Source organism: Ruegeria sp. YTSC230 (genome assembly GCF_059609665.1).
Window position 1 is genome coordinate 400,789 of the sequence record NZ_JBXWMC010000003.1, and the last position, 13,163, is coordinate 413,951.

The following is a 13,163-nucleotide window of genomic DNA, read 5'->3' on the forward strand; positions in this document are numbered from 1 at the left end:
TAACGGGGTCTTAACCAATGTTAGCCCGTGTCAGATCAGGTTTGGAACCGTTGGTTTACACCTGAAGGCACAGGCGTATCGCCGGTTTGCGCATCCACAAGGTTACGGGGCCAGGTCACCTTGACGATCGCACCCCGGCGTTCGGGGTTATCCGACAGGGTTTGGTATGGGTCCGATCCGTTGGCAAAATCCAGCTCTGCTCCGCTGCGTTCAAGCAGCGTTTTGGCAATGAAAAGACCCAGACCCATGCCTTCATATTCCGGACGGGTCCTTTTTTCGGTCTCGCTGCGGCGGCGGCGCATGAAGGGATCGCCGATCCGGCCAATCATCTGCGACGGATATCCACGACCGTCATCCATGATGCTGACGGTGATCTGTTTGGTGGACCATTCCGCCTCGACCCAGACATTTCCGCGCGAAAAATCCACCGCGTTCTGGATCAAGTTGCGCAGGCCGTGAATGATCTCGGGCTTGCGCAGGATCGAGGGCTGCTGCACATCGCCATCCTCGGCCGGGCCTTCGAAGAAATGAACGGTCTTGCCTCGGTTGATATGCGGCTCGGCAGCTTCATGCACCACGGTAGAAAGCGGGGCTTGACGCAGATGCAGGTCGTCTTTGCCCGCCCGGCCCATGTCTCGCAGGATATCGCGGCAACGGTTCGCCTGTTCGCGGATCAGGGCGGCGTCCTCGATAAGGTCGGGCCGGTCATCCAATTCCTCAATCAACTCGGAGCTCGCCAGTTTGATCGTTGCCAGCGGCGTACCCAGCTCATGCGCGGCGGCGGCGACCACGCCGCCTAGATCGGTCAGCTTCTGTTCGCGTGCAAGCGCCATATGGGTGGCGGCCAGCGCTTCGGACATAGATTGTACCTCTGAGCTGACGCGATGCGAATACGCGCCCAGAAAGACAATTGCGATGACGATTGCGGCCCAGTTTCCGAACAGTAGAATATCTGGGATGTCCAGTTCTGCCCCCAATGCGGTGCGTAAAGGCAGGTGGAATTCGGCCAGAAGTGTTGTCAAGGCAATGGCAACGCCGCCGATTATCAGGGTTGACCGGGTGCTCATGACGCTCGCGGAAATCGTGACAGGCCCCACCAGCAACAGCGCAAACGGGTTGTTCAGCCCGCCTGTAAGGTACAGCAAAATGGTCAGTTGCAGCAGGTCGAACAGCACCATCAGGAAGTTCTCGAACTCGGACAGGCGCTTGTTGCGGGGAAACAGCAGAATTGCAGTCAGATTCCCCATGACCGAGACGCCAATCGCCAGGTAGCAAAGCGTTGCGTCCAGCTGGATGTCATAAGTTTGCTGCGCGACCGTGATCGCCGTGATCTGGCCGAAGATAGCCACCCAGCGCAACAGGATCAGGGTGCGCAGCCGAATCCAGCTGCTGCGTTCCTGACCGCGCCATAATGTGATGTTGGAATTTGCCATCGGTCGATTATGTCCTGTTGCATCGGCTGAACTTCTTGATAGGTGTCCCGGCCGAAACGATCAACAACCCCTCTTACGTCAGGATTGATGTCATGGTCCGTCTTTATGCCATCCTCGCAACCGTTGTTCTGGCCGTGGGCTTGGGGGCCATGTGGCTGCTGACGCGCGGTGCCGGATCAGATGACAAGTTCGCACAATGCCGGACCAGTCAGATTGCTGGCGGGACGGCGGCCATCGGCGGGCCTTTTGAACTGCTCAACGGCAAGGGCGAAACAGTCACCGATACCGATGTGATCACCGAGCCGACGCTGGTATACTTCGGCTATACCTTCTGCCCCGACGTCTGCCCGTTCGATATGTCACGTAATGCCGAGGCTGTGGACATTCTGGCCGAGCGTGGCCAGTCCGTGACGCCCTTGTTCATTTCAATTGACCCGGATCGCGATACGACCGAAGTGATGGCCGATTATGCCTTTAACCTGGGCGGCAAGACCATCGCGCTGACCGGCACGCCTGAGCAGGTCAAGGCCGCCAGCAAGGCCTACAAAACTTACTACAAGGCCCATGACAAAAGCGATGAGTACTATCTGGTAGACCACTCGACCTTTACCTATCTTGTCACGCCCGAGGATGGGTTCATCGAATTCTTCAACCGGGACGACACCGCCGAGCAAATGGCCGACAAGGTTGGGTGTTTCCTCGACAAAATCTAGAAAACGACGGGTTGTTTGACCTTTGGGATGGCGCTGCTATTACTCATGGTTAAGCCAAAGGCGTGAAATAGCGGAAAGAACAGAATATGGCGGACAGCTCTGACCTCGACATCGGCCCCGATAAAACGCTGCTTTTGGTGGACGATGACGAACCGTTTCTGAGACGTCTGGCAAAAGCGATGGAAAAACGCGGGTTCGAGGTTGAAACCGCAGGTTCCGTCGCCGCAGGCCGCGCCATTTCCACCGCCCGCCCGCCCGCCTACGCGGTCGTTGACCTGCGTCTCGAAGATGGCAACGGTCTGGATGTGGTCGAAGTTTTGCGCGAAAAGCGCCCTGACAGCCGGGTTGTGGTCCTGACCGGATACGGTGCGATTGCCACCGCCGTTGCTGCGGTCAAGATCGGCGCCACGGATTACCTGTCGAAACCCGCCGACGCCACGGACATCACCAATGCGCTACTGGCCAAGGGCGACGAACTGCCCCCACCACCAGAAAACCCCATGAGTGCGGACCGCGTCCGTTGGGAGCATATCCAGCGGGTCTATGAGCTGTGCGACCGGAACGTTTCCGAGACCGCACGGCGCCTGAACATGCACCGCCGGACATTGCAGCGGATTTTGGCGAAACGCAGCCCACGTTAAATCTCTTCTGGTCGGACCAAAGCGGACCTTTGCTTCGTTCTGGACGTGGAGATAGAAACAAGCGCACTATTTCTGGGGTATCGGCAAGGGTGCTGATGCCCTTTCTCTTGTTTGCTGCGGAACGAGGAGTATCTAAAAATGTCTGCACTAACCTTTTCACACATCGGAGTAACCGTTCCAGACCTGGAAAAAGCGGTGGAATTCTATTCTAAGGCATTTGGACTTTATGTGCTTATGGAGCCCACCGAAGTGCTGCATGACGATAGTGCCATAGGTCAGATGTGTGACGATGTTTTTGGAGAAGGCTGGGGTTCATTTCGGATTGCTCATCTTTCGATGGGGGATGGTATAGGTATTGAACTCTTCGAGTTTCCAAACACGATCGAAGAAGAGAGGCCGTTCGAATATTGGCGTCGCGGGTTGTTCCATTTCTGTGTTCAGGATGACAACCTTGAAGAACGGGTCAAGATCATCGAAGAGCTCGGTGGAAAACAGCGAATGAAGCAGGTTCGCAAATACTACCCAGGCGACAAACCCTATCGCATGGTCTACATGGAAGATCCGTTTGGAAACGTATTTGAGCTATACAGTCATTCTTATGAACTAACCTATTCGGCCGGGGCATACGCGTGACTTGTTTGTTGGCAGACCACCAATCTGGTAGTTTCCGTGTTAAATAATTTGAAATAGTGATATGTGAATGTCGTCCAATTGCGGAGGATGGCATGAACAATCTCACGACGGCATTTCGAAGGGCTCTGTCAAACTACGCCAATTTCAATGGGCGTTCTTCGCGCCCGACGTTTTGGTGGTGGGTTCTGGCCGTTCTTCTCGTTCTTCTGGTGACGCGAATAATTGATGGCGCTTTGATCGCTCCGATGCTCGGATTTGGGGTGTTTGAGCCGAACGCCGGACAACCGCTTTCCGTTTTGGTTTCGCTTGGGCTTTTGCTTCCCAATCTGGCGATTGGAGCCAGACGTTTGCACGACATCGGACGAACTGGTTGGTGGCTGTTGATTGGCTTGATTCCGATAATCGGAACTCTGGTCCTGTTGTACTTCTACATTCAGCCAAGTGAGAGTGGTTCAAACCAGTTTGGAGAACCCGACGTCTTCCCCTGATTTGAGGGATGAAAGTCGTCGTTTCAGGCTACAGTTTCAACAGCAGTTCTTCGCGCCGTTCAGTGTATGTCTGCCGCACCTCCGTCGGCGGGCGCAACGTGATCCCCAACCCCTCCATCATCGCTTTGTCCGGCCGCCCAAAATCCTTGAATGCCCTGGCCCAGGAAAAGTCTGCAACAGTGCGCCGGTCCTGACAGTTTAGTGACTTGATACCAGTACCACTTTGCCCGAGGTTCGGGCAGGGAATTCATCTTTCGTCACAATGGAGTAAATCAATGATCGGCTATGTGACCATCGGCGTTTCGGATTTGGAGCGCGCCAAAAGTTTTTATACGACACTGTTTGCCGACAAGGGCGCAAAGGTTGTAATCGACGCTGGGCGCATCGCTTTCATCGGTAATGACCCTTCAGCGCCAATGCTCGCCGTTTGCACACCCTACGATGGCGAAGCCTGCGAGACCGGTAATGGCGGAATGGTTGCTTTTGCAGCTGACTCCAAGGATGAGGCTAAGGCGCTTTACGAGAAGGCAATCAGCCTTGGTGCCACAGATGAAGGAGAACCTGGCCAGCGCGTCCCTGATCGGTTCTACGGCGCTTATGCTCGCGATCTGGACGGCAATAAGCTGTGTTTTTACGTCTTTGGCTAAAGCTGCGTCAGCAGAGCCATATGACGTTCCATATACGCCCGCCGCACTTCAATCGGCGGGCGTAACGTGATCGCCAACCCCTCCATCACTGCTTTATCTGGCCGACCAAAGAATTTGGTCGCCTCAGCCTCAGAAAACCCAGCGATCTGTGTGGCCTCCATCCAAGCGCTGATCTTGTCGGCCTTTTTAATCTGTCGTTTCACCGTTTTCGGCACCGCTGCAGGTAGGCCGAACCGAATGTGGATGGCTGCTGCCAAACGGTCATCCAGCGCGCCGTAATCCGGGCCAACGGCGGATTTTACGGGCGAGATCATATCTCCGATCACGTATTCCGGCGCGTCGTGTAACAACGCCGCCAGTCGCCATTTCACCGGGGCTTTGGGTGCAATTCGGCCGAAAAGCTCTTCAACCAGAAGGGAGTGCTCGGCCACGGAATAGGCAAAATTACCTGCTGTCTGACCGTTCCAGCGGGCCACAAAGGCCAGACCGTGCGCGATATCCTCGATCTCGATATCCACAGGCGTCGGGTCCAGCAAATCCAGTCTGCGACCGGAAAGCATTCGCTGCCATGCTCTGGGTTGTGTTGCCATTCTGCCATGCCTTGTGAAGTAGGACACGTTAACTTCGCGCTTTTGTGCTATGATGTACCTGTCTGGATCACAGGCTGCCAACAATTTATTGAGCTTTCGTGCTTTGAACCTGCACGTTTTGATCCCGACATATGGACTGAGGGGGGCGTACTCCTTTCAGTTGTGCCCCTCTCGTACTGAAACGCGTATCGAAAGGAGCATGTTATGTTCAAACGTCTATTTGCTATAACTCTAACCTTCGGCATGGCCGCTACTGCGCCGCCTGCCTTCGCCAAAAGCTGTGCACAGCGCGAACATGTGATCGCCAAACTGCAGGACAGTTATTCAGAAGAACTGGTCTTTGGCGGATTGCAGAAAACACGGGGCGCACGGGCTGTTATGGAGGTTTGGACCTCGAAGACAACCGGAAGCTATACGGTTCTGGTCACCCAGGCGAACGGCATTAGTTGTATTGTCGCCGTTGGCACAGATTTTTTTGAAGCGATACCAAAGATAGAGCTAAAGGGTGAACCAAGTTGATTTAGACGGACGGTTTATCCCCTTTCCGGCCATCCACGTTGCCACCTGCCCCTAGGAGTGCTAGGGGCTGCCCGGACTGTGATTTACCGGAATGGAGCACCTGATGGCCGGGGACTATATCGTCAAAGACATTACATTGGCCGGGTTTGGCCGTAAGGAACTGGACATCGCCGAAACCGAGATGCCGGGCCTGATGGCTTTGCGCGCGGAATACGGTGAAACCAAACCGTTGAGCGGCGCGCGTATCGTTGGTTCGTTGCACATGACCATCCAAACGGCTGTTCTGATCGAAACACTGGTCGCGCTGGGCGCGGACGTGCGCTGGGCATCGTGCAACATCTTCTCGACGCAGGACCATGCGGCGGCTGCAATTGCAGAGGCTGGCATTCCTGTATTCGCCATCAAGGGTCAGACGCTGGAAGAGCACTGGGATTATCTGGACAAATCCTTCCTGTTCGACGATGGCCCAAACATGATCCTGGACGATGGCGGCGACGCGACATTGTACATTCTTCTGGGTTCACGTGCTGAAGCAGGTGAGGACATCATCGCTGTCCCGACCTCCGAAGAAGAAGAAGTCATCAAAGCGCAGATTGCCAAGCGTTTGGCGGCATCCCCGGGCTGGTTCACCAAGATGCGCGACCAGATTCAGGGCGTGTCAGAGGAAACCACCACCGGCGTGAACCGCCTGTATCAACTGGTGAAAGACGGCCAACTGCCGTTCCCGGCGATCAATGTGAACGACTCGGTCACCAAGTCGAAGTTTGACAACAAATACGGCTGCAAGGAATCGCTGGTTGACGGCATCCGCCGCGCCACTGACACCATGATGGCCGGCAAGGTTGCCGTGGTTTGCGGTTACGGTGACGTTGGCAAAGGTTCGGCCGCGTCTCTGCGCGGTGCTGGTGCCCGTGTGAAAGTGACCGAAGTTGACCCGATTTGCGCCCTGCAGGCCGCGATGGACGGTTTCGAAGTCACGTTGCTGGAAGACGAAGTCGCTTCTGCCGACATCTTCATCACCACCACCGGCAACAAGGACGTGATCCGCATCGAGCATATGCGCGAGATGAAGGACATGGCGATCGTCGGCAACATTGGTCACTTCGATAACGAGATTCAGGTGGCCAGCCTGAAGAACCACAAGTGGACCAACATCAAGGAACAGGTGGACATGATCGAACTGCCCTCGGGCAATCGCATCATCCTGCTGTCCGAAGGCCGCCTGCTGAACCTTGGTAATGCGACCGGTCACCCATCTTTCGTGATGTCAGCCTCGTTCACCAACCAGGTTCTGGCGCAGATCGAGCTGTTCACCAAGGGCGATCAGTACAACAACGACGTCTACATCCTGCCCAAGCATCTGGATGAGAAGGTCGCGCGTTTGCATCTGGATCGCATCGGCGTGAAGCTGACCAAGATGGATAACGAGCAGGCATCTTACATTGGTGTGAAGCCCGAAGGCCCCTACAAGCCGGAACACTACCGTTATTGAGTGCGAAAGAACGCATGAGCAAACACACCGGACGCCGCCGATTCCTGTTATCGGCGGCGTCTTTTGTTTTTAGTATTGCCGTTGTAGCCATCCTGTTCGGAGGGGGCGGATGGTGGTTGTTGGCGCACCCGGAAACACCCGTGCCATCGCATTGGAACCCTTTGCGAGAGCTGAAAATCACCGCGCCGGTCACGCCAATTACCCGGTTTCAGCTTAATCGAGCGCTGGCGAATGAAGTACAGTGCCGAGCCGCCTTGGCCGACGCCGGCGCAAACTTTGAAGCGATGGATGATCTGATCGTGGATGAGAATTGCGGCATCACCGGGCGCGGTCTGTTGTCTGCGCTGGTGACATCGGGTGTAAATGCAGTTGTAACCAGTTGCGCGACCACTCTGCGGCTGGCCATGTGGGAACATCATGTCGTTCAACCCACTGCGAGAGATCTTTTGGGCACGCAGGTCAGCCGATTGCGGCATATAGGCAGTTACAATTGCCGCCAGATGCGTACCGCTCAGGGTCAGAGCAGTGGTTGGAGCAGCCATGCCAAGGCGGATTCCATTGATATTGTTGGTTTGCAATTTGCTGATGGGCGCAGTCTGACCTTGCTATCCGATTGGAGCGCCGACGGACCTGAGGGTCAATTTTTGCGTCAGATCTGGCGCGGCGCATGTGATTGGTTTCGTGTGGTATTGGGCCCTGATTTCAATCACTTGCACGCGGACCACTTTCATCTGCAGGGTCCCGGTTGGGGTTATTGCCGATAGGTCACCTTGACGGGTATTTAACGCAGGGACGGAAAGAAATCTCCGCGTCCTTGTGGTGTGAAATCCAGAATATTCCACAGGGGCCACGCCGCATCCACGTGCCGCGGATGCCAGTCACTGGGTTCGAAGAACAGCTCGGAACTCCAGAAATGGCTTATGCCGTCCGCATCGCGCTGAAAGATGTTCAGGATCGGCAGTTGGCTTCCATCCTCGGCCTCGGCCAGATAGTCGCGCTGATAGTCTGTGCCCAATGCAGAATAAAGCGGCAGATCATCCCAAGACATTTCCGCTTTCAGCGCTGCCAGCCTTTCACAGGTGTTTTGCGCCACGACCGCAAAGGCGATTTTCTGCGATATATGGGCGATCTGCCCATTCAACCCGTCCAGAAAGGCAGAACACATCGGGCAAGGTGCCTCTGCATCCGGACCGTACATAAGCGAGTATATAGCCAAGGTGTCATGTGATCCGAACAAAGACGACAGCGGTGTCGGCGCACCCTTGTCTGACCGGAATGCATAGTCCTGCGGAACTGCCCCACCTTTGGGCAAACCGCGGCGCAGTTTTGCAACATTTTCAATCTGAGCCCGCAGTTCGGCTTCAGCCGACAGCAAGGTGTTTCGTGCGGTTCTGTATTGCGAAGTTTCGTTGGGTAGCGACACAGGCATTGTAGCCTCCTGGTTCTGGAACAAGTAATATATTTAACCTTATTGTTAAATAAAGGGCCATCAAAATCAAGCCTCAGATCAGACCGGCAGGGTTTAGGGGGAATGCCGCTAATTTTTCCCTTTGTGCAAATTCCCGCTCCCGTTACCGTGTCTGCGGCGCTGGTATGGCCAAAAAACGAGTTTCAACCGGGAGATAACCATGGGAAAACGCGACGACCTGATCGCTAAATATGCCGAGGACCTGAAGTCCAAATGCGGTATGAACGCAGATATGGATCTGCTGACCAAAGTCACAATCGGCTGTGGCCCTGCAATTTATGACGCCGACGCATCGACTGTCGCGGCAACTCAGGAAGGTGAGTTGGAAACGGTCAAGAACAACTTCCTCATCAAAAAGCTGGGCCTGTCGGACGGACCGGAACTGATGGAAGCGATCAACAAGGCACTGGAAACCTATGGCATGTCCGAGCGTAACAAATACCGCGCCGTCGTGTATTACATGCTGACCAAGCACTTCGGCAAAGAGGCTGTTTACGGCTGATCCCGCCACACCTTTTTTGCGGCGCCCGTCAGATCCCTGGCGGGCGTTTCCAATTTTAAGTACTTGCCGTTTGAACTGCGCCGTAAGGATCGATTAGTGTCAGAATGTGACCAGGACGGTCAGAGCCAAAATTTCCATACGCGTGTGGTGAGTCGGGAGCACGCGGGGTAGGGAAGGTTCTGCATCTGTCAGGGCCTTCCCTTTAATCTGTTATTAAGTAGCCTGCGTGCCGCCCAGATCGCAGATCACCTGCCATTCCGCCTCGCTGACCGGCTGAACGGACAGGCGAGAGTTTTTGACCAACACCATTTCCCCCAAACGCTCGTCAGCCTTGATCTGGTCCAGCGTGACGGGGGTTGCAAACGGGCGAACGGCCTTGATGTCCACGCATTCCCAACGCTCATCATCCGTGGTGCTGTCGGGATGCGCCTCAGCGCAGACCTCAACAATACCAACAATCGCCTTGTCCCTTTGCGAGTGGTAGAAGAACCCGCGATCGCCAACTGCCATCTGACGCATGAAATTGCGCGCCTGATAGTTGCGCACGCCGTCCCATTCTTCGCCCGCATCCCCTTTTGCAACCTGCTGGTCCCAGCCCCAGGTCGATGGTTCGGATTTGAACAGCCAGTACGCCATCAGCCTATGACCTTTTTCCACGCAATCAGGTCAACCGATTGGAACAACCCGGCTTTTGCATAAGGATCGTTGTCCGCCCAATTTTGCGCGGCGGCCATGTCTTCGACCTCCAGAATGATCAAAGAGCCGATCATTGCGTCGCCGTCCAGCAGCGGACCCGCCTGCGCAACGACACCCGTTTCCTCAATATAGGCCAGGTGGGCAGCGCGATTGTCCAGCCGGGTTTGCAGCGCGCCGTCCTTGTCACGGGCGATGAGAGCGATCAGCATATTATTCCTCCTTCAGGGGTCGGTTGAGCAGGGCTCGGATAGCTTCGGTAACACTGTATGCGCCACTGCTTAGGTCCGCCACCGTTGTACTGATGGGCATGTCCAGCCCCTCAGCGGTGGCAATTTCCGTCATGGCCCGCGCGGTGGCGACCCCTTCAACGGTGGTGTGGGTATCGAACTGGATATTCCGACCCAATGACAGGCCAAAGCGATAGTTTCGGGACAGTTCGGACGAACAGGTCAGCACCAGATCCCCCAACCCAGACAATCCCATTAGTGTATCGGGTCGCGCCCCGCGCATCAGCGCAAAGCGCTGCATTTCTGCAAACCCGCGTGTCATTAAAGCGGCGCGTGCGCTGTCGCCCAACCCGGCCCCGATTGCAGCGCCGCATCCGATGGCCATTACGTTCTTCAAGGCGCCGCCAAGTTCCGCCCCAATCATGTCGGTGGTTCGATAAAGGCGCAGGTTGGCAGTGGTCAGGTCGTGTTGCAGCGTCAGACTCAGCGAGTCATCTGCGCAGGCCAAGGTTAGCGCCGTTGGCAGCCCGCGTGCAATGTCGTCGGCAAAGCTGGGCCCGGTCAGCAGGGCGGGTCGCGCATCCGGGATCGTTTGCTGGATCACTGAAATCGGCCCAAGCCCGGACGATAGCTCGATACCCTTGCAGCACGCCACCAAGGTTTTTCCGGCCAGATCAGAGGCCTGCGCTTGCAAGGCATCGCGCAATTTTTGCATGGGGACAGCTATCAGCAGAACATCAGCCTTGGTCGCCTGATCGATGTTCGATGTCACCGTGATATCAGCAGGTAAAGCCACGCCAGGCAAACGCTGAGTGTTTTCACGTTCTGTCTGTATGTGCCGGGCCTGATCCGGATCCCGTGACCACAGCGTAACCGGCCCGTTCCCGGCCAGTGAAATGGCCAGGCTCGTGCCGAATGCGCCAGATCCCAGAACCGAAACGCTCATGCCTTGGCGCCTTTCTTGCCGCCGCCCAGCATCGCGGGGCTGGTTTTATCCAGCGGCCAGCGTGGACGGGCCGTCAGGTCCAGCCCGTCGCGTGCGCCCATGCGAAACCGTTCCATCCCGGCATAGGCGATCATGGCGGCATTGTCGGTGCAAAGGTTGAGTGGTGGTGCGGTAAAGCGCGCGCCTTTTTCTGCGCAAACAGTCTCTAATGCGGACCGAATGGCGGTATTGGCGGCCACACCACCTGCGACGGCAATAACCGGCTCTGTAGGGTTTTCCTCAAGATACCTGTCAATCGCACGGCGGGTTTTCTCGGCCAGAGTATCGACGATGGCTTGCTGAAATCCGGCACACAGATCAGCGCGGTCCTGACGGGTCAGGCCGCCCTTTTCGGCAACAATTTGATCCCGCATCCGCATCAACGCGGTTTTCAGCCCCGAAAAGGAGAGATCACATCCCGGCCGATCCAGCAGAGGTCGGGGAAACCGGAAACGCTTGGGATCGCCAGAACGTGCTTCGGCCTCCACAGAGGGACCGCCGGGTTGTGACAGGCCCAGCAGGCGGGCGGTTTTGTCGAACGCCTCGCCGGGGGCATCGTCGATTGTGCCGCCAAGGCGGGTAAATTGCTCGGGCCCGTGCGCGATAAGGTACTGGCAATGCCCGCCTGAAACCAGCAGCATCAGGTAGGGAAAGGCGATGCCATCCGTTAATCGGGGCGTCAGCGCATGACCCGCCAGATGGTTTACGCCGATCAGGGGAAGCCCGGTCGCGGCACTCAGCCCCTTGGCGCACATGACGCCGGACATGACCCCGCCGATCAGGCCGGGACCCGCAGTGACGGCGATCGCATCCATATCGGCCAGTGTCAGTCCTGCAGCCTCTAACGCCTGCACCACGCAAATATCCAGTTTTTCGGCATGGGCCCGCGCTGCGATTTCGGGCACGACCCCGCCGAATGCGCTGTGCAGCTCGGTTTGACCGTGAACAATAGACGACAGAACCTCGGCACCCGCACCATCGGATTGGCGCACAACAGCAGCGGCCGTGTCATCACAGCTGCTTTCCAATCCAAGAACGGTAAGTGTTTGCACCATAGGCCTGATCCGTTGCATCATGACACTCAAGCGGGGTATCACCCTGCGCGGACGCAAACAATCCCAAGGCCGAAGGCCCCGCCATTGTATTTGTTGATGACCCGCCCTCGCGCCGCCTCTGAAAGGTTTGTGGCACAGCTGTCGGACCGCGTCAGGTCGCGGGTGGATGTCATCTATTCTCCGATCCTGGAAATCCGACCCCTGAGGGTTGCGGTCGAAACGGACGGAATTCGCGGATTGATCTTTACTTCGGCCAACTCGGTCAATGCCGCCGCGTCGTTGGGCGTTAAACCCGATCTGCCCGCCTATTGTGTTGGTCCGGCGACCACTGGAACCGCCAAAGGGGCTGGATGGGATGCATTGATGGTGGGTAATACCGCCGAAGAACTGGTGGCCTACCTGTTGAAGCACCGGCCTGAAAGCCCATTGCTGCATCTCAGGGGTGAACATACGCGGGGAAATGTTGCCGGGCGTCTGACCGAATCGGGGCTGACGGTTCACGAACAGATTGTTTATCAACAGCGTTTGTTACCGCTGACATCCGAAGCGGCTGCGGCCACATCCAGTGACAGACCTGTTCTCGCACCGCTGTTTTCGCCCCGAACGGCGCGACAATTTGCCGAAATTTGGACCGGAACCGCGCCCTTGTGGCTGGTTGCCATTAGCGAAGCCACGGCCGAGCCCCTTTATTCCTTGGACTATGAGCGCCTGAAGATCGCCAAAGAGCCGACACCCAAGAAAATGCGGAAAGCCGTGAAAAAGCTTGTCAAACACGCGATGCGGGTTGAGCGTGGAGAGACCACTGATTAACTTAGAGCGGTCTGTTATTCATATGAAATTGGATTCGATAAGGGGAACGTCGCGGTGGCTCGTAAGAAAAAAACCGATCAAAAGCCGGTGGAAGACCCCAAGTCGGACGAAACAGTTGAATTCACCTCGCTGCGTGATGAGACAGTCGTTGACGCGGATGAGCCGCTAGAAGAGGCCCTTTCCGAAGCCGAAGCCGAAGCCGAAGCCGAAGCCGAAGCCGAAGCCGAAGCCGAAGCCGAAGCCGAAGCCGAAGCCGAAGCCGAA

18 protein-coding genes and 1 pseudogene are annotated in these 13,163 nt (G+C 56.3%); 12 read left to right on the forward strand and 7 right to left on the reverse strand.

Going from position 1 to position 13,163, the window contains the following annotated elements; genetic code table 11:
* Nucleotides 1-35: 35 nt before the first annotated feature.
* Nucleotides 36-1,433, reverse strand: a complete 1,398-nt coding sequence (gene regB / locus AC2FD9_RS09055; protein WP_058275166.1) for a sensor histidine kinase RegB — start codon at nt 1,431-1,433, stop codon at nt 36-38.
* 92 nt (nt 1,434-1,525) lie between these two features.
* On the opposite strand from regB, the gene AC2FD9_RS09060 reads away from it, so the two are divergent.
* The 6 genes from AC2FD9_RS09060 to AC2FD9_RS09085 all read left to right on the forward strand — a co-directional run bounded on the left by AC2FD9_RS09060 (nt 1,526) and on the right by AC2FD9_RS09085 (nt 4,555).
* Nucleotides 1,526-2,146, forward strand: a complete 621-nt coding sequence (locus AC2FD9_RS09060) for an SCO family protein (protein ID WP_058275262.1) — start codon at nt 1,526-1,528, stop codon at nt 2,144-2,146.
* 86 nt (nt 2,147-2,232) lie between these two features.
* Nucleotides 2,233-2,787, forward strand: coding sequence for an ActR/PrrA/RegA family redox response regulator transcription factor (locus AC2FD9_RS09065; protein ID WP_058275167.1), 555 nt, complete (start codon nt 2,233-2,235; stop codon nt 2,785-2,787).
* A 138-nt stretch (nt 2,788-2,925) separates the two neighbouring features.
* Entirely contained in the window at nt 2,926-3,420 is a 495-nt protein-coding gene (locus AC2FD9_RS09070) for a lactoylglutathione lyase family protein (protein ID WP_058275168.1), read from the forward strand.
* A 92-nt stretch (nt 3,421-3,512) separates the two neighbouring features.
* A complete protein-coding gene (locus AC2FD9_RS09075; RefSeq protein WP_496755522.1) occupies nt 3,513-3,908 on the forward strand; it encodes a DUF805 domain-containing protein in 396 nt (131 codons plus the stop codon).
* An 8-nt stretch (nt 3,909-3,916) separates the two neighbouring features.
* Nucleotides 3,917-4,102 (forward strand): hypothetical protein, encoded by a 186-nt coding sequence (locus AC2FD9_RS09080; protein WP_496836457.1) that lies wholly within the window; start codon nt 3,917-3,919, stop codon nt 4,100-4,102.
* Between the two features lie 81 nt (nt 4,103-4,183).
* Nucleotides 4,184-4,555 (forward strand): VOC family protein, encoded by a 372-nt coding sequence (locus AC2FD9_RS09085; RefSeq protein ID WP_058275170.1) that lies wholly within the window; start codon nt 4,184-4,186, stop codon nt 4,553-4,555.
* On the opposite strand, the gene AC2FD9_RS09090 is transcribed toward AC2FD9_RS09085, so the two are convergent.
* Nucleotides 4,552-5,145, reverse strand: coding sequence for an HD domain-containing protein (locus AC2FD9_RS09090; protein WP_496755523.1), 594 nt, complete (start codon nt 5,143-5,145; stop codon nt 4,552-4,554). The two genes, AC2FD9_RS09085 and AC2FD9_RS09090, sit on opposite strands and share 4 nt — an antisense overlap.
* A gap of 204 nt (nt 5,146-5,349) precedes the next feature.
* Here AC2FD9_RS09090 and AC2FD9_RS09095 point away from each other — a divergent pair, with 204 nt between their 5' ends.
* The 3 genes from AC2FD9_RS09095 to AC2FD9_RS09105 all read left to right on the forward strand — a co-directional run bounded on the left by AC2FD9_RS09095 (nt 5,350) and on the right by AC2FD9_RS09105 (nt 7,920).
* On the forward strand, nt 5,350-5,664 hold the full coding sequence (locus AC2FD9_RS09095) for a hypothetical protein (RefSeq protein ID WP_282170565.1): 315 nt from the start codon (nt 5,350-5,352) through the stop codon (nt 5,662-5,664).
* A gap of 103 nt (nt 5,665-5,767) precedes the next feature.
* A complete protein-coding gene (ahcY, locus tag AC2FD9_RS09100) occupies nt 5,768-7,156 on the forward strand; it encodes an adenosylhomocysteinase (RefSeq protein WP_496836460.1) in 1,389 nt (462 codons plus the stop codon).
* A 14-nt stretch (nt 7,157-7,170) separates the two neighbouring features.
* Nucleotides 7,171-7,920, forward strand: coding sequence for an extensin-like domain-containing protein (locus tag AC2FD9_RS09105; protein WP_282170563.1), 750 nt, complete (start codon nt 7,171-7,173; stop codon nt 7,918-7,920).
* A 17-nt stretch (nt 7,921-7,937) separates the two neighbouring features.
* Here AC2FD9_RS09105 and AC2FD9_RS09110 read toward each other — a convergent pair whose 3' ends face one another.
* Nucleotides 7,938-8,585, reverse strand: coding sequence for a DUF899 family protein (locus AC2FD9_RS09110; RefSeq protein ID WP_282170562.1), 648 nt, complete (start codon nt 8,583-8,585; stop codon nt 7,938-7,940).
* A 199-nt stretch (nt 8,586-8,784) separates the two neighbouring features.
* Between AC2FD9_RS09110 and AC2FD9_RS09115 the strand changes: the two genes are divergently transcribed.
* Nucleotides 8,785-9,126: a DUF2853 family protein gene (locus AC2FD9_RS09115; protein ID WP_282170561.1), complete on the forward strand. Its 342-nt coding sequence runs from the start codon at nt 8,785-8,787 to the stop codon at nt 9,124-9,126.
* 213 nt (nt 9,127-9,339) lie between these two features.
* Here AC2FD9_RS09115 and AC2FD9_RS09120 read toward each other — a convergent pair whose 3' ends face one another.
* Genes AC2FD9_RS09120 through tsaD form a run of 4 tightly spaced genes read right to left on the reverse strand, consistent with a single transcriptional unit; the run spans nt 9,340 to nt 12,089 of the window.
* The gene (locus tag AC2FD9_RS09120) at nt 9,340-9,762 is read right to left on the reverse strand and encodes an EVE domain-containing protein (protein WP_282170560.1); all 423 of its coding nucleotides are present in this window, start codon (nt 9,760-9,762) and stop codon (nt 9,340-9,342) included.
* Nucleotides 9,762-10,031: a YciI family protein gene (locus tag AC2FD9_RS09125; RefSeq protein WP_058275177.1), complete on the reverse strand. Its 270-nt coding sequence runs from the start codon at nt 10,029-10,031 to the stop codon at nt 9,762-9,764. The genes AC2FD9_RS09120 and AC2FD9_RS09125 overlap by 1 nt, the downstream gene beginning before the upstream one ends.
* A gap of 1 nt (nt 10,032) precedes the next feature.
* The gene (locus AC2FD9_RS09130; protein ID WP_472722472.1) at nt 10,033-10,995 is read right to left on the reverse strand and encodes an NAD(P)H-dependent glycerol-3-phosphate dehydrogenase; all 963 of its coding nucleotides are present in this window, start codon (nt 10,993-10,995) and stop codon (nt 10,033-10,035) included.
* Nucleotides 10,992-12,089, reverse strand: a complete 1,098-nt coding sequence (tsaD, locus tag AC2FD9_RS09135) for a tRNA (adenosine(37)-N6)-threonylcarbamoyltransferase complex transferase subunit TsaD (RefSeq protein ID WP_496836463.1) — start codon at nt 12,087-12,089, stop codon at nt 10,992-10,994. Before tsaD ends, AC2FD9_RS09130 begins: the two co-directional genes overlap by 4 nt.
* 96 nt (nt 12,090-12,185) lie before the next feature.
* On the opposite strand from tsaD, the gene AC2FD9_RS09140 reads away from it, so the two are divergent.
* Both AC2FD9_RS09140 and AC2FD9_RS09145 read left to right on the forward strand, forming a co-directional pair.
* Entirely contained in the window at nt 12,186-12,899 is a 714-nt protein-coding gene (locus AC2FD9_RS09140; RefSeq protein ID WP_282119825.1) for a uroporphyrinogen-III synthase, read from the forward strand.
* Nucleotides 12,900-12,953: 54 nt separating this feature from the next.
* Nucleotides 12,954-13,163: pseudogene (locus AC2FD9_RS09145) on the forward strand (hypothetical protein); the annotation flags it as partial.